At 43.8% G+C, this 22,390-nt stretch carries 16 protein-coding genes and 1 tRNA gene; 14 read left to right on the top strand and 3 right to left on the bottom strand.

What is annotated here, in order from left to right:
- The first annotated feature begins 4 nt into the window (after positions 1 to 4).
- Positions 5 to 1,012: an OmpA family protein gene (locus tag H8716_RS12200; protein ID WP_249309149.1), complete on the top strand. Its 1,008-nt coding sequence runs from the start codon at positions 5 to 7 to the stop codon at positions 1,010 to 1,012.
- Positions 1,013 to 1,150: 138 nt separating this feature from the next.
- On the opposite strand, the gene H8716_RS12195 is transcribed toward H8716_RS12200, so the two are convergent.
- Positions 1,151 to 5,380, bottom strand: a complete 4,230-nt coding sequence (locus H8716_RS12195) for a 2-hydroxyacyl-CoA dehydratase (protein ID WP_249309148.1) — start codon at positions 5,378 to 5,380, stop codon at positions 1,151 to 1,153.
- Between the two features lie 315 nt (positions 5,381 to 5,695).
- On the opposite strand from H8716_RS12195, the gene tgt reads away from it, so the two are divergent.
- The 11 genes from tgt (at position 5,696) to H8716_RS12140 (ending at position 18,367) form a co-directional block, all read left to right on the top strand.
- Positions 5,696 to 6,826 carry a tRNA guanosine(34) transglycosylase Tgt gene (gene tgt, locus H8716_RS12190; protein WP_249309145.1) on the top strand — a complete coding sequence of 377 codons (1,131 nt, stop codon included), beginning with the start codon at positions 5,696 to 5,698 and terminating at the stop codon, positions 6,824 to 6,826.
- A gap of 105 nt (positions 6,827 to 6,931) precedes the next feature.
- Entirely contained in the window at positions 6,932 to 7,237 is a 306-nt protein-coding gene (yajC, locus tag H8716_RS12185) for a preprotein translocase subunit YajC (RefSeq protein WP_249309143.1), read from the top strand.
- A gap of 108 nt (positions 7,238 to 7,345) precedes the next feature.
- Positions 7,346 to 8,428, top strand: a complete 1,083-nt coding sequence (gene leuB, locus H8716_RS12180; protein WP_249309141.1) for a 3-isopropylmalate dehydrogenase — start codon at positions 7,346 to 7,348, stop codon at positions 8,426 to 8,428.
- A 99-nt stretch (positions 8,429 to 8,527) separates the two neighbouring features.
- Positions 8,528 to 10,189 carry a dihydroxy-acid dehydratase gene (ilvD, locus tag H8716_RS12175; RefSeq protein ID WP_249309171.1) on the top strand — a complete coding sequence of 554 codons (1,662 nt, stop codon included), beginning with the start codon at positions 8,528 to 8,530 and terminating at the stop codon, positions 10,187 to 10,189.
- A gap of 15 nt (positions 10,190 to 10,204) precedes the next feature.
- The gene (gene ilvB, locus H8716_RS12170) at positions 10,205 to 11,881 is read left to right on the top strand and encodes a biosynthetic-type acetolactate synthase large subunit (protein WP_249309139.1); all 1,677 of its coding nucleotides are present in this window, start codon (positions 10,205 to 10,207) and stop codon (positions 11,879 to 11,881) included.
- A gap of 133 nt (positions 11,882 to 12,014) precedes the next feature.
- Entirely contained in the window at positions 12,015 to 13,097 is a 1,083-nt protein-coding gene (serC, locus tag H8716_RS12165) for a 3-phosphoserine/phosphohydroxythreonine transaminase (protein WP_249309137.1), read from the top strand.
- 1 nt (position 13,098) lies between these two features.
- Positions 13,099 to 14,259 (top strand): phosphoglycerate dehydrogenase, encoded by a 1,161-nt coding sequence (locus H8716_RS12160; protein ID WP_249309136.1) that lies wholly within the window; start codon positions 13,099 to 13,101, stop codon positions 14,257 to 14,259.
- A gap of 135 nt (positions 14,260 to 14,394) precedes the next feature.
- The gene (locus H8716_RS12155; RefSeq protein ID WP_249309134.1) at positions 14,395 to 15,651 is read left to right on the top strand and encodes a DUF1015 domain-containing protein; all 1,257 of its coding nucleotides are present in this window, start codon (positions 14,395 to 14,397) and stop codon (positions 15,649 to 15,651) included.
- 32 nt (positions 15,652 to 15,683) lie between these two features.
- The gene (locus H8716_RS12150) at positions 15,684 to 16,043 is read left to right on the top strand and encodes a metal-sensing transcriptional repressor (RefSeq protein ID WP_249309133.1); all 360 of its coding nucleotides are present in this window, start codon (positions 15,684 to 15,686) and stop codon (positions 16,041 to 16,043) included.
- A 6-nt stretch (positions 16,044 to 16,049) separates the two neighbouring features.
- Positions 16,050 to 16,748, top strand: coding sequence for a tRNA (N6-threonylcarbamoyladenosine(37)-N6)-methyltransferase TrmO (gene tsaA / locus H8716_RS12145; RefSeq protein WP_249309130.1), 699 nt, complete (start codon positions 16,050 to 16,052; stop codon positions 16,746 to 16,748).
- 89 nt (positions 16,749 to 16,837) lie between these two features.
- Positions 16,838 to 18,367: a L,D-transpeptidase family protein gene (locus tag H8716_RS12140; protein WP_249309127.1), complete on the top strand. Its 1,530-nt coding sequence runs from the start codon at positions 16,838 to 16,840 to the stop codon at positions 18,365 to 18,367.
- A gap of 77 nt (positions 18,368 to 18,444) precedes the next feature.
- Here the strand turns inward: H8716_RS12140 and H8716_RS12135 are convergent.
- Positions 18,445 to 18,517: transfer RNA gene (locus H8716_RS12135), tRNA-Thr, on the bottom strand.
- Between the two features lie 184 nt (positions 18,518 to 18,701).
- Between H8716_RS12135 and gltX the strand changes: the two genes are divergently transcribed.
- Positions 18,702 to 20,156 carry a glutamate--tRNA ligase gene (gene gltX / locus H8716_RS12130; protein ID WP_249309125.1) on the top strand — a complete coding sequence of 485 codons (1,455 nt, stop codon included), beginning with the start codon at positions 18,702 to 18,704 and terminating at the stop codon, positions 20,154 to 20,156.
- Positions 20,157 to 20,158: 2 nt separating this feature from the next.
- Positions 20,159 to 21,985 carry an ATP-dependent helicase gene (locus tag H8716_RS12125; RefSeq protein WP_249309123.1) on the top strand — a complete coding sequence of 609 codons (1,827 nt, stop codon included), beginning with the start codon at positions 20,159 to 20,161 and terminating at the stop codon, positions 21,983 to 21,985.
- 42 nt (positions 21,986 to 22,027) lie between these two features.
- Here H8716_RS12125 and H8716_RS12120 read toward each other — a convergent pair whose 3' ends face one another.
- Positions 22,028 to 22,387 carry a DUF1292 domain-containing protein gene (locus H8716_RS12120; protein ID WP_249309121.1) on the bottom strand — a complete coding sequence of 120 codons (360 nt, stop codon included), beginning with the start codon at positions 22,385 to 22,387 and terminating at the stop codon, positions 22,028 to 22,030.
- Between the last annotated feature and the right edge of the window lie 3 nt (positions 22,388 to 22,390).

Genomic DNA, 22,390 nt, shown 5'->3' with positions numbered 1-22,390 from the left:
AGAGATGCGTAGGAGAAGAGAAAAAGAGAATACAGGTCATAATGTCTGGCGTTCTTATTCCGATATGATGGCAGGAATTCTTCTGCTGTTTGTACTGATTATGTGCGTGACTCTGTTTCAGTCTCAGATCAATTATGAGAAGAGCATCAAAGAGCAGCAGGAAAAACTGGTGCTGCAGGATGAGTATACGAAACAGATCATGGAGCAGCAGGGAGTGGTAGAAGATCAGCAAAACCAGTTATCTGATCAGCAGGATCAGTTGGCCAGCCAGGATGAACTCCTGGCAGCCCAGAAGCAGCAGTTGGATGATCTGGCAGCTCAGCTTGCGGATCAGCAAAAGAAGCTGGCAGCCCAGAGTGTGACTCTGGCGGATCAGCAAAGTGCTCTGGATGAGAAGACCACACAACTGGCAACGCAGCAGAAGCGGATCGACAATATTATTGGCGTGAAAGCAGACGTAATTGAAGCATTGAAAAAAGAATTTGCCAGCAACAGTATGACGGTAGAGATTGATGCCAATAATGGCGCTTTGGTTATGGATTCCAGTGTTCTGTTTGATTATGACGAGACAGAATTGTCCGATGCCGGAAAAGAGGTACTGGCACAGGTATTGCCAATCTACTGCAATGTGTTACTGGATCCACAGTATTACTCTTATCTGGCAGAGATCATCATAGATGGTTATACAGACAGTTCAGGAGGATATGAATACAATCTGGAACTGTCCCAGAGACGTTCGCTGGCAGTGGCAGAGTATCTTCTGGAATTATCCCAGAACTTCCTGTCAGAAGATAACCAGACACTTCTTCGGCAGAATCTGACTGTAAATGGTCATTCCAGCAGTAACCTGATCTTAGATGCCAACGGCAACGAAGATGCAGAAGCATCCCGCCGTGTGGAAGTGAAATTTCGACTGAAAGACGAAGAAATGATTGAAGAGCTGCGGGGGATTCTGGACACATCAGCTGAAGAGACACAGACAGAAAACACTACAGAAGCAGTGCAGGAATAAAAGAAATAATAAAGTAAGGACGAGAGGTTTGTGGATTAGAAATGCCATGAAACTCTCGTCCTTGTTTTTATCTGGCATCTGGCATGGCACGTAAGGCAGCAACTCCATATCTACATGGAATCACTGCCTTGAGATTCTTTATTTCTTCAGATTTCTTTGTGCCGTACTCAGCATCAGCTTGATACGGTTCAACTGGTTAACTTCACTGGCACCCGGGTCGTAGTCGATAGCTACGATATTAGCCAGTGGATACTGCCGGCGGATTTCTTTAATAACACCTTTTCCTACCACATGGTTTGGAAGGCAGCCAAATGGCTGTGTGCAGACGATATTATTCACACCTTCATGAATTAGTTCCATCATTTCTCCGGTCAGGAACCATCCTTCACCGGTCTGGTTGCCAAGAGAAACAATCGGTTTGGCATATTCAGCCAGTTCCCTGATATCTGCCGGAGTAGAGAAGTGCTTGCTCTTTGCAAACTCTTTTCTGGAGGTACCACGGATAAATTCCAGGAACTTGATTCCTGAATTACACAGGAAAGCAGTACGCTTGCTCATACCAAGTTCTTTTGCCTTAAAGTTGGAGTTGTAGAAGCAGTAGAACAGGAAATCCAGCAGATCCGGTACCACAGCTTCTGCACCTTCGGATTCCAGAAGTTCTACCAGATAGTTGTTGGCAGCCGGCATGAACTTAACCAGAATCTCACCAACGATACCGACGCGCGGCTTCTGGATATCCAGAATTGGCAGATTGTCAAAATCTGCAATGATCTCGCGGCAGAGTTTAGTAAATCCGAAATAAGTCGGATTTTTCAGACACAGAAATTCAATACATTTCTTCTTCCATTTCTCATGCATGGCATTGGCAGAACCAGGCACTGCCTCGTACGGACGCATGCGGTACAGACAGCGCATGAAGATATCACCAAATACCACACCATACATACCTTTCGTCAGCAGAGAAAGCGTGATCTGAAAACCAGGCTGTTTTTCCAGTCCGCTGACATTCAGGGAAATTACCGGAATGTCAGGATGTCCTGCTTTTTCCAGCGCGCGGCGGATAAAGCCAATGTAGTTGGTAGCACGGCATCCACCACCTGTCTGAGTCATAAGAATAGCAGTTTTGGACAGATCATATTTGCCGGACAATACCGCATCCATAATCTGACCGACCACCATCAAAGATGGATAGCAGGCATCGTTGTTGACATATTTCAGTCCCATATCAACGGCTTCACGTCCATCGTTATGAAGCACTTCAATGTTATATCCACAGGTCTTAAATGCAGGAACCAGCAGATCAAAATGGATCGGAGACATCTGCGGACAAAGGATAGTATATTCCTTACGCATCTCTGGTGTAAAGACCGCTTTTTCAATGCTGGATGGAATAATCTTACGCTGTTCATTCTGTTCCTTTTTAGCACGGATTGCAGCAATCAGAGAACGTACACGGATACGGGCAGCTCCCAGGTTGTTGACCTCATCGATCTTCAGGCAGGTATAGATCTTGCCGGAACCGGACAGAATATCATTTACCTGATCAGTAGTGACGGCATCCAGACCACATCCAAAAGAGTTCAACTGAATCAGGTCCAGGAAATCCACTGTTTTTACATAGTTTGCAGCGGCATACAGACGGCTGTGATACATCCACTGGTCACTGACAATCAGAGGTCGTTCCGGCTGATGCAGATGAGAAACAGAGTCTTCAGTCAGAACGGCAATACCATAGGAGGTGATTAGTTCCGGAATACCATGGTTAATCTCATTGTCAATATGATAAGGACGACCGGCGAGAACAATGCCATGCTTACCGTGTGCCTTCAGCCAGGCAATGGTTTCTTCACCTTTTCGATACATAGTCTCACGTGTCTTTGTCAGTTCCTCCCATCCAAGCTGTGCAGCCTCTTTGATCTCGGAAGCCGGGATCTCAGGAAATGCTTTAATCAGCTGAGAAGTTACGGTGTCCACACTGGTGAAAGCCATGAACGGATTGCGAAAATCAATATGTTCACTGCGCAGTTCTTCCACATTATTCTTGATATTTTCAGAATAAGAGGTAACGATCGGACAGTTATAATGGTTATTGGAATCCGGGAACTCATTTCGTTCATATGGAATGGCCGGATAGAAAATAAAATGCACTCCCTGTTGGATCAGCCATTCTATATGGCCATGTGCCAGTTTGGCCGGATAGCATTCGGACTCACTTGGAATGGATTCAATACCCAGTTCATAAATCTTTCTGGTAGATGCCGGGGAGAGTACCACACGGTAACCAAGTTTAGTGAAAAACTTGAACCAGAAAGGATAATTTTCGTACATATTTAGGACTCTCGGAATACCGACAGTGCCGCGGAAAGCCTGTTCCTCAGACAGCGGCTCATAGGAGAAGAGCAGCTGATTTTTAAATTCAAATAAGTTTGGAATGTCCGTATTTTTCTTTTCTTTTCCAAGACCACGTTCGCAGCGGTTGCCACTGACAAACTGGCGTCCTCCGGAGAAACGGTTGATGGTCAGACGACATTGGTTCGTACAACCCTTACATTTGGCCATCTTGGTGGTAAAAGTCAGGGCATTGATCTGATCGATTGTCAGCATAGTAGTTTTCTCACCATGGTAACGGTTTCTTGCAATAAGAGCTGCGCCGAAAGCACCCATGATACCGGCAATATCCGGACGGATGGCTTCGCATCCTGCAATACGCTCAAAGCTGCGAAGAACAGCATCGTTATAGAATGTACCACCCTGTACCACGATGTGTTTTCCGAGAGAAGAAGCATCAGATACTTTGATTACTTTATATAAGGCATTTTTAATAACAGAATAAGCCAGACCGGCAGAGATATCTGCAACGGAAGCCCCTTCTTTTTGTGCCTGCTTTACCTTGGAATTCATAAATACGGTACAGCGGGTACCCAGATCAATCGGGTGTTGAGCGAACAATGCTTCTTTTGCAAAGTCACTGACACTGTAATTCAGGGATTTTGCAAAGGTTTCAATGAAAGAACCACATCCGGAGGAACAAGCTTCGTTTAACTGCACACTGTCTACGGTCTGATTCTTGATCTTGATACACTTCATATCCTGACCACCGATGTCCAGGATACAGTCTACTTCAGGATCAAAGAATGCGGCGGCAGTATAATGGGAGACTGTTTCTACCTCGCCCTCATCCAGCATCAGGGCAGCCTTAATCAGTGCTTCTCCATATCCGGTAGAACAGGAACGAACGATCTTTGCCTTCGACGGCATAAGAGAATAGATCTCCTGAATTGCACGGATGGTTGTCTTTAACGGACTTCCGTTATTGTTACTGTAAAAAGAATACAGAAGAGAACCGTCTTCTCCTACCAGTGCTGCTTTGGTGGTAGTAGAACCGGCATCAATACCCAGGAAACAGTTGCCTTCATAAGTACTCAGATCATCTGTCATGACATTGTACTGACTTTGACGTTCATGGAAAGCATCATAATCTTTCTGAGAAGCAAACAATGGCTCCAGACGGGCTACTTCGAACTCTAGCTTAATCTTTTTAGAAAGTTTGGTAATCAGAGCATCTGTAGTAGTGACAGCTTTCAGATGACTGTTCAGGGCAGAACCAATGGCTGCGAACAGATGAGAGTTCTGCGGGGTAATGGCATGCTCGTCATCCAGCTTCAGAGTACGGATAAAGGATGCCTTTAACTCGGATAAAAAGTGGAGTGGACCGCCGAGGAATGCCACATGTCCACGGATTGGTTTACCACAGGCAAGACCACTGATGGTCTGATTCACCACTGCCTGGAAAATGGAAGCAGACAGATCCTCTTTGGTAGCTCCTTCGTTGATCAGCGGCTGAATATCACTTTTGGCAAATACACCACATCTGGCTGCAATGGAATATAAGGACTGATAATTCTTCGCATACTCATTCAGACCGGTGGCGTCTGTCTGCAGGAGAGAGGCCATCTGATCGATAAAAGAACCGGTACCACCTGCGCAGATACCGTTCATACGCTGTTCAATATTGCCGTTGTCAAAATAGATGATCTTGGCATCCTCACCGCCCAGCTCAATAGCCACATCTGTCTGAGGTATGTAATGGGATATGGAAGAGGATACAGCAATAACTTCCTGTACAAAAGGAACTTCCATATTCTTGGCAAGGGCCAGACCGCCGGAACCGGTGATTACCGGAGCAACCTGAAGGGTACCAAGCTGTGCCTCCGCCTTCTGCAGGAGACTTGCCAGTGTTTCCTGAATATTGGCATAATGACGTTCATAGTCTGCAAAAAGAAGATGATCCTGTTCATCCAGGATCGCAATCTTAACGGTAGTAGAACCGATGTCAATACCTAATCTATGTGTTGTTACATTGTTCATTAAAAATAAACCTCCATAAAACAAGTTACCTATTAAATGTATTTTAGAAACGTTTATCTGAGACAGTATACGACAAATTATCTGGAAGATCAAGTTGTAGATATTGTAAAATTTTTATAAACGTGGTACGATAGTTACTGTTCACTCCGTGACCGGCAACACGCTTCGCAATGCATAGAAATCATGTAAAAACAGGATTTTGTGCTGTATGTCTCAGGCTTTTTGTGACCATCGCTCACAGAAAACACCTTGCGAAACGGTGGCTGTGAACAGTAACATGATATTACGATTATAAGTCGCAAAACAGGAGGATCTATGTACCAGATTTTAGCAACAGAAGGAAAAGCAAAGCGTGCCCGGCTTGAGACAGTACACGGCACGATTCAGACTCCGGTATTTATGAATGTAGGTACGGCAGCAGCTATCAAGGGTGCGGTAGCCACTACAGACTTGCAGGAGATCGGCACTCAGGTAGAGTTATCTAATACCTACCATCTGCATGTCAGACCGGGAGATAAAGTAGTAAAGCAGCTTGGCGGATTGCACAAATTCATGAACTGGGATAAGCCGATTCTGACAGATTCGGGTGGATTTCAGGTTTTTTCTCTGGCAGGACTGCGTAAGATCAAAGAAGAGGGGGTATATTTTAACTCCCATGTAGATGGAAGAAAAATTTTTATGGGACCGGAAGAGAGTATGCAGATCCAGTCCAATCTGGCATCTACGATTGCTATGGCATTTGATGAATGCCCGTCCAGTGTAGCTGAACGTGATTATGTAAGAAAATCAGTAGAACGCACCACCAGATGGCTGAAGCGGTGTAAGACAGAGATGGCTCGTCTGAATAACCTGCCAGATACCATTAACCAGCATCAGATGCTGTTTGGCATCAATCAGGGTGCTATTTATGAAGATATTCGTATCGAACATGCACAGCAGATCGCCGAACTGGATCTGGATGGTTATGCAGTAGGCGGACTGGCAGTGGGAGAAAGTCATGAAGAGATGTATCATATTCTGGATGAAGTAGTACCGTACCTGCCACAGAACAAGCCAACCTACTTGATGGGAGTCGGTACACCGGCCAATATTCTGGAAGGCGTGGAGAGAGGTATTGATTTCTTTGATTGTGTATATCCAAGCAGAAATGGTCGTCACGGTCATGTATATACGAACCATGGCAAACTGAATCTGTTTAATGCCAAATACGAGCTGGATGATCAGCCGATCGAAGAAGGATGTCAGTGCCCGGCCTGCAGACATTATAGCCGAGCTTATATCCGTCATCTGTTAAAAGCAAAAGAAATGCTTGGTATGCGTCTCTGTGTATTGCACAATCTCTATTTCTACAATCATATGATGGAAGAGATTCGTGATGCTATTGAAAAAGGCCAGTTTAAGGAGTACAAAGCAAAAAAACTTGCCGGATTTGAAGAAACTACTTGATGATAATGTCATTTTTGTGTATTATTAACAGTACGGAGAATTTTAGTATCTGTGAAAGTACTGAACAGATACAAATTTTAGCAAAATAAAACGGAGGAAAATCACATGAATTTATTAACAGAAGCATCTTCCGGCGGAGGAATGTTACTCCTGCTGGTTTACGTAGTCGTCATTGGCGGTGCAATGTACTTTTTCGCAATCAGACCACAGAAGAAGGAACAGAAACGCCTCAATGCGATGCTTTCAGAACTGGAAGTCGGAGACAGCGTAGTAACAACAAGCGGTTTTTACGGTGTTGTCATTGACATTACAGAGGAAGACGTAATAGTTGAGTTTGGCAGCAACAAGAATTGCAGAATCCCAATGAAAAAAGCTGCTATCTCAGAAGTAGAGAAAGCAGATGCTGAATAATAATAAGCAGTAAAAACGCGGAGGACAGAGCATCAGTGCTGTGTCCTTTGTTTTATAATAGAACATATTTATAAGAGTGGGTATGTTCATTAGGAGGAGTGTATATTTATGAGTTACAATGTTGCATTGATTCCGGGAGACGGAATCGGACCGGAGATTGTGGAACAGGCAGTTCAGGTTCTGGATACTGCGGGAAAGAAGTTTGGGTTCACGCTGAACTATACTAAGCTGTTAATGGGTGGCGCATCCATTGATGTGCATGGAATACCGCTTACAGATGAGACCATCGAGACTGCGAAGAAGAATGATGCCGTACTGATGGGCTCTATTGGAGGAGATGCGAAGACATCTCCGTGGTACAAATTGGAACCATCCAGGAGACCGGAAGCAGGGCTGTTAAAGCTTCGCAAATCGCTGAACCTTTTCGCTAATTTAAGACCGGCATATCTTTATAAAGAATTAAAAGACGCCTGCCCACTTCGTGATGAGATCATCGGCGACGGATTCGATATGATGATTATGAGAGAACTGACCGGCGGTCTGTATTTTGGAGAAAGAAAGACCGTAGAAGAGAACGGGGTAAAGAAAGCAATTGATACCCTGACTTACGATGAAAATGAGATTCGCAGAATTGCAAAACGTGGATTTGACATTGCCATGAAGAGAAGGAAGAAAGTTACCAGCGTAGATAAGGCAAACGTGCTGGATTCCTCCAGATTATGGAGAAGCGTAGTGGAAGAAGTGGCAAAAGACTATCCGGAAGTGACACTGGAACATATGCTGGTAGATAACTGCGCTATGCAGCTGGTGCGGGATCCAAAGCAGTTTGATGTAATTCTGACGGAAAACATGTTTGGAGATATTTTATCCGACGAAGCCAGCATGGTGACCGGATCTATCGGTATGTTGTCATCAGCCAGTCTGAATGAGACCAGTTTCGGTTTGTATGAACCAAGCCATGGTTCTGCACCGGATATTGCAGGAAAAGATATTGCCAATCCAATTGCAACCATTTTATCAGCAGCTATGATGCTTCGTTTTTCATTGAATCTGGATGAGGCGGCAGATGCCATTGAGAATGCTGTATCCCAGGTATTAAAAGACGGATACCGGACCGGAGACATTATGTCGGAGGGATGTACGAAGGTCGGCTGCAAAGAAATGGGCAGACTGATTGCAGAGAGAGTATAGAAAATATAGAGAGTGTACAGAGTCAACGGGGCTGATGAATATGTGATATAGGAAACAGTCCTGGAGAATCAATGAATGAAACAGAAAGGCGGAATGATCATGAGAAGTGACGCAGTAAAAAAGGGGATGCAGCAGGCCCCACACAGATCCCTGTTTAACGCACTGGGACTGACACAGGAAGAAATGGACAAGCCATTAATCGGTATTGTTAATTCCTATAATGAGATTGTGCCGGGACATATGAACCTGGATAAGATTACAGAAGCAGTAAAGATGGGCGTAGCCCTGGCAGGAGGAGTGCCGAGAGAATTCCCGGCTATCGCAGTCTGCGACGGTATTGCCATGGGCCATGTTGGTATGAAATATTCTCTGGTAACCAGAGATCTGATTGCAGATTCCACAGAATGTATGGCAATGGCACATCAGTTTGATGCACTGGTCTGCATCCCAAACTGTGACAAGAATGTACCGGGACTTCTGATGGCGGCAGCCAGACTGAATATCCCAACTATTTTTGTCAGCGGTGGTCCGATGCTGGCAGGCCATGTAAAAGGACAGAAAAGAAGCCTTTCCAGCATGTTTGAAGCAGTAGGCTCCTATGCAGCAGGAACCATGACAGAAAAAGATGTTTATGAATTTGAATGCAATACCTGCCCGACCAGCGGTTCCTGTTCTGGTATGTATACAGCAAACAGTATGAACTGCCTGACAGAAGTTCTGGGAATGGGGCTGAAAGGTAATGGAACGATTCCATCCGTATATTCTGAGAGAATTAAGCTTGCAAAGCACGCCGGTATGCAGATTGTGGAACTGGTAAAGAAAAACATCCGGCCAAGAGATATTATGACAGAAAAGGCATTTATGAATGCTCTGACAGTAGATATGGCGCTTGGATGTTCTACTAACAGTATGCTGCACCTTCCGGCAATTGCTCATGAAGCAGGCGTAGAGCTGAACATGGACATTGCTAATGAAATCAGTGCGAAAACACCGAACCTGTGTCATCTGGCACCGGCAGGCCCGACTTATATTGAAGATCTGAATGCGGCTGGCGGTGTCTATGCTGTTATGAACGAATTGAATAAAAAGAGTCTCCTTTATACCGATTTGATGACTGTTACCGGCAAGACTGTAGCAGAGAACATTGCCGGATGCGAGAATCTGAATCCGGAAGTGATCCGTCCAATTGACAATCCATACAGTCAGACGGGAGGAATTGCTGTACTGAAGGGAAATCTGGCACCGGATTCCGGTGTTGTAAAGCGCTCTGCAGTGGTTCCTGAGATGCTGGTTCATGAAGGACCGGCAAGAGTTTTTGACTGTGAAGAAGATGCCATTGAGGCAATTAAGGGAGGAAAGATCATACCGGGAGATGTCGTTGTTATCCGTTATGAAGGACCAAAAGGAGGTCCTGGTATGCGTGAAATGCTGAATCCTACGTCAGCTATTGCCGGCATGGGACTGGGATCTTCTGTAGCATTAATCACAGATGGACGTTTCAGTGGTGCATCCAGGGGAGCATCGATAGGTCATGTATCACCGGAAGCGGCAGTGGGAGGACCGATTGCCCTGGTAGAAGAAGGGGATATTATTAAGATTAATATTCCGGAAAATAAACTGGATTTTGTAATATCAGATGAAGAACTGGCTGCACGAAAAGCAAAATGGCAGCCAAGGGAACCAAAGGTGACAACAGGATATCTGGCACGTTATGCAAAGATGGTAACATCTGGTAACCGCGGAGCAATTCTTGAGTTTTAGTCAGGAGGGATACTTATGAAGTTAAATGGATCACAGATCGTCGTAGAATGTCTGAAGGAACAGGGAGTAGATACTATCTTCGGTTATCCGGGAGGAGCAATCTTAAATATTTATGATGAACTTTACAAACACAGCAAGGAGATCACGCACATCTTAACTTCTCATGAGCAGGGAGCATCTCATGCAGCAGATGGATATGCACGTGCCACCGGTAAAGTGGGCGTATGTCTTGCAACATCCGGTCCTGGGGCAACGAATCTGGTAACAGGTATTGCAACCGCTTACATGGATTCGGTTCCTATAGTAGCTATCACAGCCAATGTAGGGGTTCCGCTTCTTGGAAAAGACAGTTTTCAGGAAATTGACATCAGTGGTGTGACTATGCCGATCACTAAGCATAATTATATCGTAAAGAACGTAGAAGTGCTGGCTGATACTATCCGTAATGCATTCCGTATTGCAAAAGAAGGACGTCCGGGTCCGGTTCTGGTGGATATTCCGAAGGATGTGACCGCAGCTGTAACAGAATATGAAGCAGTAGTTCCGGAAAAAATCGAGAGAAAAACAGATTATGTCAGAACAGAAGATCTGGAAAAGGCAGCAAAACTGATCAATGAATCAAAGAAACCGTTTGTACTTGTAGGCGGCGGGGCAGTGATTTCTGATGCGCAGAAAGAATTAAAAGAGCTGGTAGAAAAGATTGAGGCACCAGTCGGTGATACACTGATGGGAAAGGGCGCTTTTGATGGAACGGATGAAAAGTATACCGGTATGGCGGGTATGCATGGAACAAAAGCAACCAATCTTGGAATTACAGAATGTGATCTTCTGATTGCAGTAGGTGCCCGTTTCAGTGACCGTGTTGTTGGCAATGCGTCCAAGTTTGCCAAGAATGCAAAGGTTCTTCATATCGATATTGATCCTGCTGAGATTAATAAAAATATCGTGGTAGACTGCAGTGTAGAGGGCGATGCAAGAGAGGTCCTGAAGAAACTCAATTCTATGGTTGAAAAGAATACCCATAAACAGTGGATGGAACGCATTCGGGAACTGAAAGAGGAATATCCACTGAAATACGATCAGGAAGCATTGAATGGCCCTGCTGTGATGGAAGAGATCTACAAAGTAACCAAGGGTGATGCAATTGTAGTAACCGATGTAGGACAGCATCAGATGTGGGCAGCTCAGTACTATAAGTATAAGGAACCACATCAGTTACTGACATCCGGCGGGCTTGGAACCATGGGATATGGACTGGGCGCAGCAATCGGTGCCAAGGTGGGAAGACCGGAAAAGACGGTTATCAACATCGCAGGAGATGGCTGTTTCCGCATGAATATGAATGAAGTTGCAACAGCAGCAAGATATAACATTCCGGTAATCGAAGTAGTCATTAATAACCATGTTCTGGGAATGGTAAGACAATGGCAGACTTTGTTTTACGGAGAACGTTATTCAGCTACAATTTTAAATGATTCAGTGGACTTTGTAAAACTGGCAGAGGCACTGGGGGCTGTTGGCATGCGTGTGACAAAGAAGAGCGATTTAAAAGAAACGTTGGAAAAGGCAATTGCGCTGGGCAGACCGGTTGTGATTGACTGTCAGATAGACAGAGACGACAAGGTATTTCCAATGGTACCGGCAGGGGCTGCCATAGAAGAAGTTTTTGATCAGGATGATCTGAAGAAATAGAAAGACTACTGAAGCGCGTATCATGTGTTACATGATGCGCGCTTCCTGGCAAATAAAGGTTGACAAATTCTTAACGAAAGAGTAAAGTGAGTAGCATAAAAAGTTTCTGTCAGAAACATGAGGAGGAAAAATTATGAGCAGAGTTTACAATTTCTCAGCCGGTCCGGCAGTATTACCGGAAGAAGTACTGAAAGAAGTAGCAGAAGAAATGATGGATTACAGAGGCTGCGGTATGTCAGTTATGGAGATGAGCCATCGATCTAAGATGTTCGACGATATTATTCAGGAAACTGAGAAAGATTTACGTGATCTGATGCATATTCCTGACAACTATAAGGTACTGTTTCTTCAGGGCGGAGCATCTCAGCAGTTTGCGATGATTCCGATGAACCTGATGAAAAACAGAGTGGCAGATTATATTGTAACAGGACAGTGGGCAAAAAAAGCATGGCAGGAAGCACAGAAATACGGAAAGGCAAATAAGATCGCATCTTCAGAGGATAAGACATTTTCCTATATTCCGGATTGTTCTGATCTGCCAATCAGTGAAGATGCCGATTATGTATATATCTGCGAGAATAACACGATTTATGGAACAAAGTATAAAGAGCTTCCGAATACAAAAGGCAAGCTTCTGGTATCTGATGTATCCTCCTGCTTTCTGTCAGAACCAATTGATGTGACAAAATACGGAATCGTATATGGCGGAGTCCAGAAAAATATTGGACCGGCTGGTATGGTTATCGCAATTATCAGAGAAGACCTGATTACAGAGGATGTACTTCCTGGAACACCTACCATGCTGACCTACAAGACGCATGCAGATGCCGGATCCATGTACAATACTCCGAATTGCTTCTGCATTTATGTATGCGGTAAGGTATTTAAATGGCTCAAAAAGATGGGCGGTCTGGAAGCTATGAAAGAACGCAATGAGAAAAAAGCCGCAATTTTGTATGATTTCCTTGATCAAAGTGAGATGTTTCGTGGAACAGTAGAGAAAAAAGACCGTTCTCTGATGAATGTACCATTTGTAACAGGCAACAAAGAACTGGATGCCAAATTTGTAAAAGAATCACAGGCAGCAGGTTTTGAGAACCTGAAAGGACATCGTACCGTAGGCGGTATGAGGGCCAGTATTTATAATGCAATGCCAATCGAAGGGGTGGAAGCTCTGGTGGCATTTATGAAGAAGTTTGAAGAGGAGAATAAGTAAGATGTATCAGTATAGCTGCATGAATGCAATTTCAGAAGTTGGATTGCAGAAGTTTACAGACAAATATGTAAAGACAGAACAGAAAGAAGAAGCGGATGCATTACTGGTACGCAGTGCCGCACTTCACGATATGGAATTTTCCGATAAGCTGGCGGCTATTGCCAGAGCAGGTGCCGGAGTAAACAACATTCCACTGGAGCGCTGTGCAGAACAGGGAATTGTGGTATTCAATACACCGGGAGCCAATGCCAACGGAGTAAAAGAGGCAGTGATAGCAGGGCTTCTGATGTCATCCAGAGATCTGGTAGATGGCATTAACTGGGTAAGATCAGAAAGTGGTAATGAAGGTATTGCAAAGCTGGCAGAAAAGGAAAAGAAAAATTTTGCAGGAAGTGAGATCAAGGGTAAGAAGCTTGGTATTATTGGCCTTGGAGCAATTGGTATTTTGGTGGCGAACACCGCTGTACACCTTGGTATGGAAGTATATGGTTATGATCCATATATATCAGTAGATTCAGCATGGAACCTATCCAGACAGATTACGCATATTACAGACGTGAATGACATTTACCGTGAATGCGATTATATCACCATTCATGTGCCGCTTCTGGACAGCACAAAAAAGATGATTAATGAAGATGCCATTACTCAGATGAAGGATGGAGTCATTCTTCTGAATTATGCGAGAGATCTTCTGGTAGATGAAGAAGCAGTGGTAAAGGCAGTGCAGTCAGGTAAGATCAGACGATATATGAGTGATTTCCCAAATCCGACTACCGCCAGTGTGAAAAATTGTATTGTGACACCGCATCTTGGTGCTTCTACCAGTGAATCCGAAGATAACTGTGCAGTGATGGCAGTGAAAGAAGTGATGGATTATCTGGAGAATGGTAACATTAATCATTCTGTAAACTATCCGACCTGTGATATGGGAAAATGCAAAGGAGTATGCCGTATAGCGATTAATCATAAGAATATTAAAAACATGATCGGTCAGTTTGCATCGGTGCTTGGTGAGGCAGATATGAATATTGCGAATATGGCAAATCAGAGTAAAGGTGAGTACGCATATTCATTATTTGATCTGGACACACAGGTAACGGATGAAGTAGTCGATAAACTAAAAAATATACAGGGTGTTTTGAAAATCCGTATTCTGTAGAACAGGAAAAGAGTTTTGGGAAAATTCCCGGAACTCTTTTTTTTCGTACACTTCTGTGCTATGATAAATGGAAAAGCTGTATCTGCAAAAGATGAAAACAGATACAGAAAGTTACAGCAAACAGAGGAAAAAGAAATGGCAAATATTTATGCATTTCGGGCAGTCAGACCGAAATACTCTCTGACAGAGCATTTTGCGGCATTGCCTTATGATGTTTATGATGAAAAAGAAGCAAGATTAGAAGTGCAGCGGGAGCCTCGAAGTTTTCTTAGAATAGACAGAGCAGAAACACAGTTTGAAGAATCCACAGATATGTATTCTGACATTGTATACCAGAGAGCGCATGATACTTTGTGGGAACTGGTAGAACAAAAAGAATTAATCCAGGATACACAGGAAGCGTATTATGTCTATGAGCTTACTATGAATGGAAGGGTGCAGACCGGACTGGTAGCATGCGCAGATGTGGATGATTACCTGAACGGAGTGATCAAGAAGCATGAAAATACCAGAGAAGAGAAAGAACTTGACCGCATTCGTCATGTAGATGTCTGCGATGCTCAGACAGGTCCTATATTTCTGGCATACCGCTATGACCCGGTTGTTGGAGAGACTCTGAAAAAGGCAAAAGAGTCAGAGACGATTTTTGACTTTACTTCCCCGGATGGCATTCGTCATCGAGGGTGGACAATCAATGATAAGACTGAGATCGACAAAATACAGAAGGCATTTCAGAAGATTTCCCGGATCTATATCGCTGATGGACATCATCGTGCTGCATCTGCAGTGAAAGTATCTTTAAAACGTCGAAAGGAACGGGCCGAGCATGGAGAATACAGAGCGAGCAGTGAATCAGATCATTTTCTGTCTGTCCTGTTTGCAGAAAATGAACTCTGTATCATGGACTATAACAGGGTGGTATCTGATCTGAATGGCTTTACAAAAGAAGTATTTCTGGAAAAAATAAAAGAAGTCTATCAGATCAGAAAGATGCCGGAAGGACAGCAGATACATCCATCGCAAAAAGGTATGCTGGGCATGTATCTGGAAGGTAACTGGTATGAACTGCGCATTCGTGAAGCATACTGTTCCAAGGATCCGGTTTTGGGACTGGATGTATCCGGCCTGCAGCAGTATATACTGGATCCGGTTCTTGGAATACAGGATCCCAAGACTGACAAACGGATTTCTTTTGTGGGAGGAATTCGTGGACTGGAGGAATTAGAGCGGCAGGCAGATCAGTGCGGTGGAGTTGCATTTGCCATGTTCCCCACATCCATGGAAGAACTTTTTGCTGTGGCAGATGCAGGCAGACTGATGCCGCCTAAATCTACCTGGTTTGAGCCAAAGCTGAGAAGTGGCTTGTTTATTCATTCTATAAAAGAATCATAGTAATTATTCGGAAAAACAGAAAGGTAACGGGCATGTCAGAAGAACACATAAAGGAACAGGGAGCGCACGAGCATATCCTGGAAGATGGGACAGTTATCGAACATAGCCATCATTCTCATACACATACCCATGATCCGCAGCAGATCAAAGCAGTGCTGAATCGCCTTTCCAGGGCAATTGGTCATCTGGAATCCATCAAGAAGATGATTGAGAGCGGAAGAGACTGCAGTGAAGTGCTGATTCAGCTATCCGCAGTCAAATCGGCCATTAACAATACCGGAAAGGTAATTCTGCAGGATCATATCCAGCATTGTCTGGTGGATGCAGTGGAGACTGGGGATATGGAAGCAATTGAAGAGTTAAATAAGGCAATTGACCGATTTATGAAGTAGGTAAAAATGAAACAGGAATTACAGATTATCGGGAGAATTCGAACAGATTTTCCTACTAAGTTTGGGCTGCCAAGGCAGGGGAATTTTGCAGAATCCCTGACAGGCAAGATTATTATGGAGCCGGAGTACCGTAAAGCAGCAGCATTTAAAGGAATAGAAGAGTACTCTCACCTATGGCTGTTGTGGGGCTTTTCAGAGGTGAAAAGAACCAAATGGGTACCGACAGTAAAACCACCTCGTCTGGGTGGAAAGATTCATAAGGGTGTATTTGCCACAAGGTCGCCATTCAGACCGAATCCGGTGGGATTGACTTGTGTCAGAATTGAAGATATACGGCTGGATACACCCGAGGGACCGGTGTTGACGGTATCTGGAATTGATATGATGGATGGATCACCGATTTATGATATCAAGCCTTATCTGGCTTATGCAGACGCTTATCCGAATGCCAGAAGCGGGTTTGGAGCAAAAGTAAAGGATCATGTATTGGAAGTGGACTTTCCGGAGAAATGGCTGCAAATGCTGGATGAATCTAAGCGGGATGGTGCCATTGAGATGCTGCGGCAGGATCCCAGACCACCATATCACAATCATGCAGACCAGATTTATAAAATTGCATTTGCAGATGTAGATATACATTTTACAGTAGAAGATGATAAACTAACTGTGTGCAGAGTGCTCTTTCTTGGGGAACAGCAGAGTTAAATCTGGTTAAAGAAAAATGCAGTATCTGGATTGAGGCAGAAATATTACTGCTTTGTGCGCAAGTTACAAGGGGGACAACAAAGAACATTATGGCTGAAAGATCAAGAGGAAGAAGAAACAGAGACAGAAGAGAATATGTGCCGGAGAAAAAAAGGGCCGGAAAAGCAGGAAAGAGAATAGCCATTGGGATTGGCGCAGTGATATTGGCGGCTGCAGCAGGTGTCGGCGGTTATTGTACTTATGACCGGATTATGGATGACAAGACCATGGGATGTAAGATTTCGGTATATGGAGTGAATGTATCCTGGCTGACAGTAGAAGATGCAGCAACAAAACTGGAAGAAAAATTCCAAGATACCACAGTAGAATTTGATGAAAATGGGAAAAAGGGATACAGCGTTTCCTTAAAAGATGCTGGTTATTCGTTGGATCAGGAGGCACTGAAGAATGAATTGCAGCGTCTGAAGGACAATCGAGAACCGTGTAAAATCTTATTTGAGGAAGAAAAGAACTATACTGTTCCATATCAGGTACAGTGGAATGATGGACAGATGAAGAAAGCGTTTGCCGGAGAGAATCTTATCACGGATCAGGCACGTGTCTCATCTACGGATGCTTACATAACATATAATGAAGATACCAGGCGGTATGAGATAGTACCATCTGTTCTGGGAACGGAAATAGATGATGTAAAGCTGCAAAATCAGACACAGGAACAGCTGAATACCAGTTTCGGCGAAGATCTTCTGAAGTCCAAAATAGTGGTAACTGTAGATGAAAATGTATACAAAACAGCGGCAGTAACAGAGGACCAGACAGACTTGAAGGCACATCTTTCTGAACTTAACGGTAAATTGGAAAGTTATGAGAATGCAGAAGTAACCTATGAGTTTGGATCGGTGACCGATGTACTGGATTCAGCAACGATTCAATCCTGGGTGAAAGTAGATAATGAGAATATTACATTGGATGAAAGTGCCATGAGAGACTATATTTCAGGACTTAGTGCAAAGTACAATACTCAGTATGTACCGCGGAATTTTACCACTTCGAATGGCAATCAGGTGGTGATTGAGAACAATGAATATGGTTACTGGATTGACGAGGACGGAGAATATGAACAACTGGTGAAAGATCTGGAAGGTGGACAGCCGGTAAGCCGAGAACCGGTGTATACCACGGCGGGGAATGGACGAGATGGAGATGATGACCTGGTAAACGGATATGTGGAAGTGGATCTGACAGGTCAACATCTGTGGCTCTACTATGAAGGTCAGCAGATTCTGGATTCTGATGTAGTAACCGGTCAGCCGGTTGGTATTAACAAGAAGACCGGAGAACAGGAAGACTGGTCCACTTATGAAGGATCTTATCCGATTGCTTATACGGAACATCCGGCGACCTTAAGCAGTGATATTTACGGATATGAGGTAGATGTACAGTACTGGATGCCATTTGTATATGGGCAGGGACTGCATGATGCCAGCTGGAGAAGTGCATTCGGCGGCAGCATTTATCAGACAGACGGCAGTCACGGATGCGTCAATCTGCCGCCACAGGTAGCAGCAACTATCTATGATTATATTGATGCAGGATTTCCTATTATTCTGTATAAATAAGTAATTGGGAGACTCCAAGTGGAGTCTCCCAATTATGTTGAATATAGTAAGATATGAAAAGAAAAAGGCAATAAAAAAGCTCCTGGCCGGATTCGAACCGGCGACCTACGCATTACGAATGCGGCGCTCTACCAGCTGAGCTACAGAAGCTTATATCAGATGAACTCTGACACGTATGTTATTATACTCAAAAAGGATTATAATTGCAAGGGTAAATTTGAAATAATTTGTCCTAGACTATTTGACGGAATTCGTATAGAATAAAAAGAGCGAATGGTACCTACGAAGAGATAACGGATACCATGAATGTTTGAAATGAATCGAGGAGAGCAAGATGAGTAAAGTAAGAACAAGATTTGCACCAAGCCCGACAGGGAGAATGCATGTCGGTAACTTAAGAACAGCATTATATGCATATCTGATTGCAAAGCACGAGGGAGGAGATTTCCTTCTGCGTATTGAAGATACAGACCAGGAAAGATTTGTAGAAGGCGCGCTGGAGATCATTTACCGTACTCTGGAGGATGCAGGACTGAAGCATGATGAAGGCCCGGATATCGACAAGGGGTATGGACCATATGTACAGAGCGAGCGTCAGGCGCAGGGAATCTACCTGAAGTATGCAAAGCTGTTGATTGAAAAAGGAGAGGCATACTACTGCTTCTGTGATAAAGCGAGACTGGAATCTCTGAAGCAGGTAGTTGCAGGAAAAGAGATATCCGTATATGACAAGCACTGTCTGCACTTAAGCAAAGAAGAGGTAGAAGCTAAACTGGCAGCAGGTGTACCATATGTCATCCGGCAGAATGTTCCGCAGGAAGGTACGACCAAGTTTGAGGATGATATTTATGGAACGATCGAAGTACCGAATGCAGAACTGGATGATATGATTCTGATCAAGTCTGATGGATTTCCAACCTACAACTTTGCCAATGTTGTAGATGACCATCTTATGGAGATCAGCCATGTGGTAAGAGGAAATGAATATCTCTCTTCTTCACCTAAGTATAACAGACTCTATAATGCATTTGGATGGAAAGTGCCGGTATATGTACACTGTCCGCTGATCACTGACGAGAACCACAAGAAGCTGAGTAAGAGAAGTGGTCATTCTTCTTATGAAGATCTTCTGGAGCAGGGATTTTTGTCTGAAGCGATTATTAATTACGTGGCACTTCTTGGATGGTGTCCGCCTGAAAACAGAGAGATCTATTCTCTGGAAGAACTGGTGGAAGTATTTGACTATCATCATATGAGCAAGTCACCGGCTGTATTTGATATCAACAAGCTGAAATGGATGAATGGTGAATATATGAAGGCTATGGATGATGACAGGTTCTATGAGATGGCTCTTCCATATATGAAGAAAGCAGTCACAAGAGATCTGGACTTTAAGAAGATCGCAGCTATGGTAAAAACACGTATCGAGATCTTTCCGGATATTATGCCTTTGATCGACTTCTTTGAGGAAGTTCCTGAATATGATGTGGCTATGTATACACACAAGAAGATGAAGACCAATGCAGAGACTTCTCTGGCAGTATTAAAGGAGATTGTACCAGTTCTGGAAGCACAGGAAGATTACAGCAACGATGCTCTCTATGAACTGCTGGTAGGTTTCGCAAAGGAACATGAGTACAAGAATGGTTATGTAATGTGGCCGATCCGTACTGCTGTTTCCGGAAAGCAGATGACTCCTGCCGGTGCAACAGAGATTATGGAAGTACTGGGCAAAGAAGAGAGTCTGAAGCGTTTACAGGATGCGATTGTAAAACTGGAGAATGCATAATTATGGCTTTTACACAAGCACAAAAAGAAGCAATTACACATTTTCAGGGGCCTGCCATGGTTTTGGCAGGCCCTGGTTCTGGTAAAACAACCGTCATCACACACCGGACCAATTACCTGATTGAACACTATGGTATCCATCCGGGAAATATTCTTGTGGTGACATTTACCAGGGCAGCAGCGGAAGAGATGAAAAAACGGTTTCTCGCGATGCGAAAAGAGCAGCGAACAATGGTACGTTTTGGCACCTTTCATTCCGTGTTTTTTGAGATACTGAAGTATGCCTATGGTCTGACAGGAGCTAATATTGCGGGGGAAGAGGTCTGCTATGGATTTTTAAAAGAGATTATCTCTAAAATAGATCTGGATGTGGAAGATGAAGCTGATTTGCTGAAAAGCCTGACACAGGAGATCAGTACTGTAAAATCTGAACAGATTCCACTGGAACATTATTATTCTTCATCGGTTTCGGATGAGGTCTTTCGTCGTATTTATCAGGAATATCAGAAGAAAATGACAGAGAAAAACCTTCTGGATTACGATGACCTTCTGGTATGCACATGGGAACTTCTGACTCAGAGGGCGGATATCTGTGCCGGATGGCAGAAGCGGTACCGGTATATCCTGATAGATGAGTTCCAGGATATTAATAAATTGCAGTATGAGATCATACGGCTCCTTGCGAAGCCGGAAGACAATCTGTTCATCGTGGGGGATGATGATCAGTCTATTTACCGATTCCGTGGAGCTAAGCCGGAGATTATGCTTCAATTTCCCAAAGTTTATCCGGATGTACACAAGATTATACTGGATTATAATTTCCGGTGTCCTGGCAATGTCGTAAAAGCAGCGGCAAAAGTCATTGGAAGGAATGTGACACGTTACGATAAAGAGATCCGGGAGGTGAAAGGAGAAGGGGAACCAATTGAATTCCTGAAATTTCCGAATCAGAATCAGGAAAGTCTCTTTATTATGAAAAAGATCAGAGAATATGTCAGTCATGGAGGACGGTACGATCAAGTGGCGGTTCTTTATCGCAATAATATGGACGCACGGGTAATTTCCCAGCGTTTTATGGAATATAATGTGCCGTTTTATATGCGTGATGTCATACCCAATATTTATGAGCACTGGATTGCCAGAAATATCATTGCGTATATGAAAGCGGCAGAGGGAGATCGTGACCGTTCTGTGATTTTACAGATTGCGAATCGCCCGAAGCGGTATATTGGACGGGAATGTCTGGATGAATGCACAGTAGATTTTGAAAAAGTACGTCGATATTATGAAGACAAATACTGGATGATAAAGAAGATAGACCAATTGGAATCAGATCTGGCAGTGCTTAGACGTATGGATCCATATACAGCAATCAATTATATCCGTCATGGGATCGGATATGAAGGTTATCTTCAGGAATATGCAGATTACCGAAAGATTCAGGCAGAAGATCTGCTGGAATTTCTGGATCAGTTACAGGAGAGTGCCAAAGGTTTCAAAACAGTTCAAGAGTGGTTTGCACATATTGAAGAATATGGGAAGATGCTGAAAGAACAGAATCAAAAAGAACAAAAAGCAGATAATCAGGTAACATTTTCTACGTTACACAGTGCCAAAGGACTGGAATATCCATATGTGTTCATTCTGGATGTAAATGAAGGAATTATACCTTATAAGAAAGCTGTGCTGCAGTCAGATGTGGAAGAGGAACGCCGGATGTTTTATGTAGGAATGACGCGTGCATCAGAAAAGCTCTGTATCTGTTCCATAAAGGAAAAAAACGGAAAACCCCTGAAGGATTCTCCGTTTTTAATGGGACTTGATGATTGATATATAATTAAACGAATTGCTTTGTGCAATGAACTCCCGTAATTATTCCACGATATCATCCAGATCCATGGTATTGAATTCCTGTGTATCCAGCCAGTTATCAAAGCCTTCTGCAGCAAGATCGTATTCATCATCATCTTCGATATTTTCCAGAGAAGGATTGCCGTTTTCGTCTTTATAACGATACAGGAAGACTTCACCGTCTTCATTTTCACCGTCTTCATTCAGTGGAAGCAGAGCAATATACTGGTTGCCGCCAACCGGGAAAATGGTAAGGATGGCACATTCCAGAACCTCATCGTTATCTAAAGTAAGAGTAACGGTTGCCTGTCCTGGTTCGCAGTCGCTGCCGCATGAAGAGCAGTTGCCATTGCATCCTGCATCAAAATTCTGATCACTCATGTT

The organism is Jingyaoa shaoxingensis, assembly GCF_014385005.1.
Taxonomy (GTDB): Bacteria; Bacillota; Clostridia; order Lachnospirales; family Lachnospiraceae; genus Marvinbryantia; species Marvinbryantia shaoxingensis.
This window is presented reverse-complemented; position numbering and strand designations above follow the sequence as displayed.

Excerpts from the sequence above, each read along its gene's own strand:
- H8716_RS12140 (WP_249309127.1), top strand. The coding sequence starts at position 16,838 with ATGGCTGAAAGATCAAGAGGAAGAAGAAACAGAGACAGAAGAGAATAT.
- H8716_RS12195 (WP_249309148.1), bottom strand. The coding sequence starts at position 5,380 with ATGAACAATGTAACAACACATAGATTAGGTATTGACATCGGTTCTACT.
- H8716_RS12200 (WP_249309149.1), top strand. The coding sequence starts at position 5 with ATGCGTAGGAGAAGAGAAAAAGAGAATACAGGTCATAATGTCTGGCGT.
- H8716_RS12150 (WP_249309133.1), top strand. The coding sequence starts at position 15,684 with ATGTCAGAAGAACACATAAAGGAACAGGGAGCGCACGAGCATATCCTG.
- leuB (WP_249309141.1), top strand. The coding sequence starts at position 7,346 with ATGAGTTACAATGTTGCATTGATTCCGGGAGACGGAATCGGACCGGAG.
- H8716_RS12125 (WP_249309123.1), top strand. The coding sequence starts at position 20,159 with ATGGCTTTTACACAAGCACAAAAAGAAGCAATTACACATTTTCAGGGG.
- H8716_RS12120 (WP_249309121.1), bottom strand. The coding sequence starts at position 22,387 with ATGAGTGATCAGAATTTTGATGCAGGATGCAATGGCAACTGCTCTTCA.
- H8716_RS12160 (WP_249309136.1), top strand. The coding sequence starts at position 13,099 with ATGTATCAGTATAGCTGCATGAATGCAATTTCAGAAGTTGGATTGCAG.
- serC (WP_249309137.1), top strand. The coding sequence starts at position 12,015 with ATGAGCAGAGTTTACAATTTCTCAGCCGGTCCGGCAGTATTACCGGAA.
- yajC (WP_249309143.1), top strand. The coding sequence starts at position 6,932 with ATGAATTTATTAACAGAAGCATCTTCCGGCGGAGGAATGTTACTCCTG.
- tgt (WP_249309145.1), top strand. The coding sequence starts at position 5,696 with ATGTACCAGATTTTAGCAACAGAAGGAAAAGCAAAGCGTGCCCGGCTT.
- tsaA (WP_249309130.1), top strand. The coding sequence starts at position 16,050 with ATGAAACAGGAATTACAGATTATCGGGAGAATTCGAACAGATTTTCCT.
- ilvB (WP_249309139.1), top strand. The coding sequence starts at position 10,205 with ATGAAGTTAAATGGATCACAGATCGTCGTAGAATGTCTGAAGGAACAG.
- gltX (WP_249309125.1), top strand. The coding sequence starts at position 18,702 with ATGAGTAAAGTAAGAACAAGATTTGCACCAAGCCCGACAGGGAGAATG.
- H8716_RS12155 (WP_249309134.1), top strand. The coding sequence starts at position 14,395 with ATGGCAAATATTTATGCATTTCGGGCAGTCAGACCGAAATACTCTCTG.
- ilvD (WP_249309171.1), top strand. The coding sequence starts at position 8,528 with ATGAGAAGTGACGCAGTAAAAAAGGGGATGCAGCAGGCCCCACACAGA.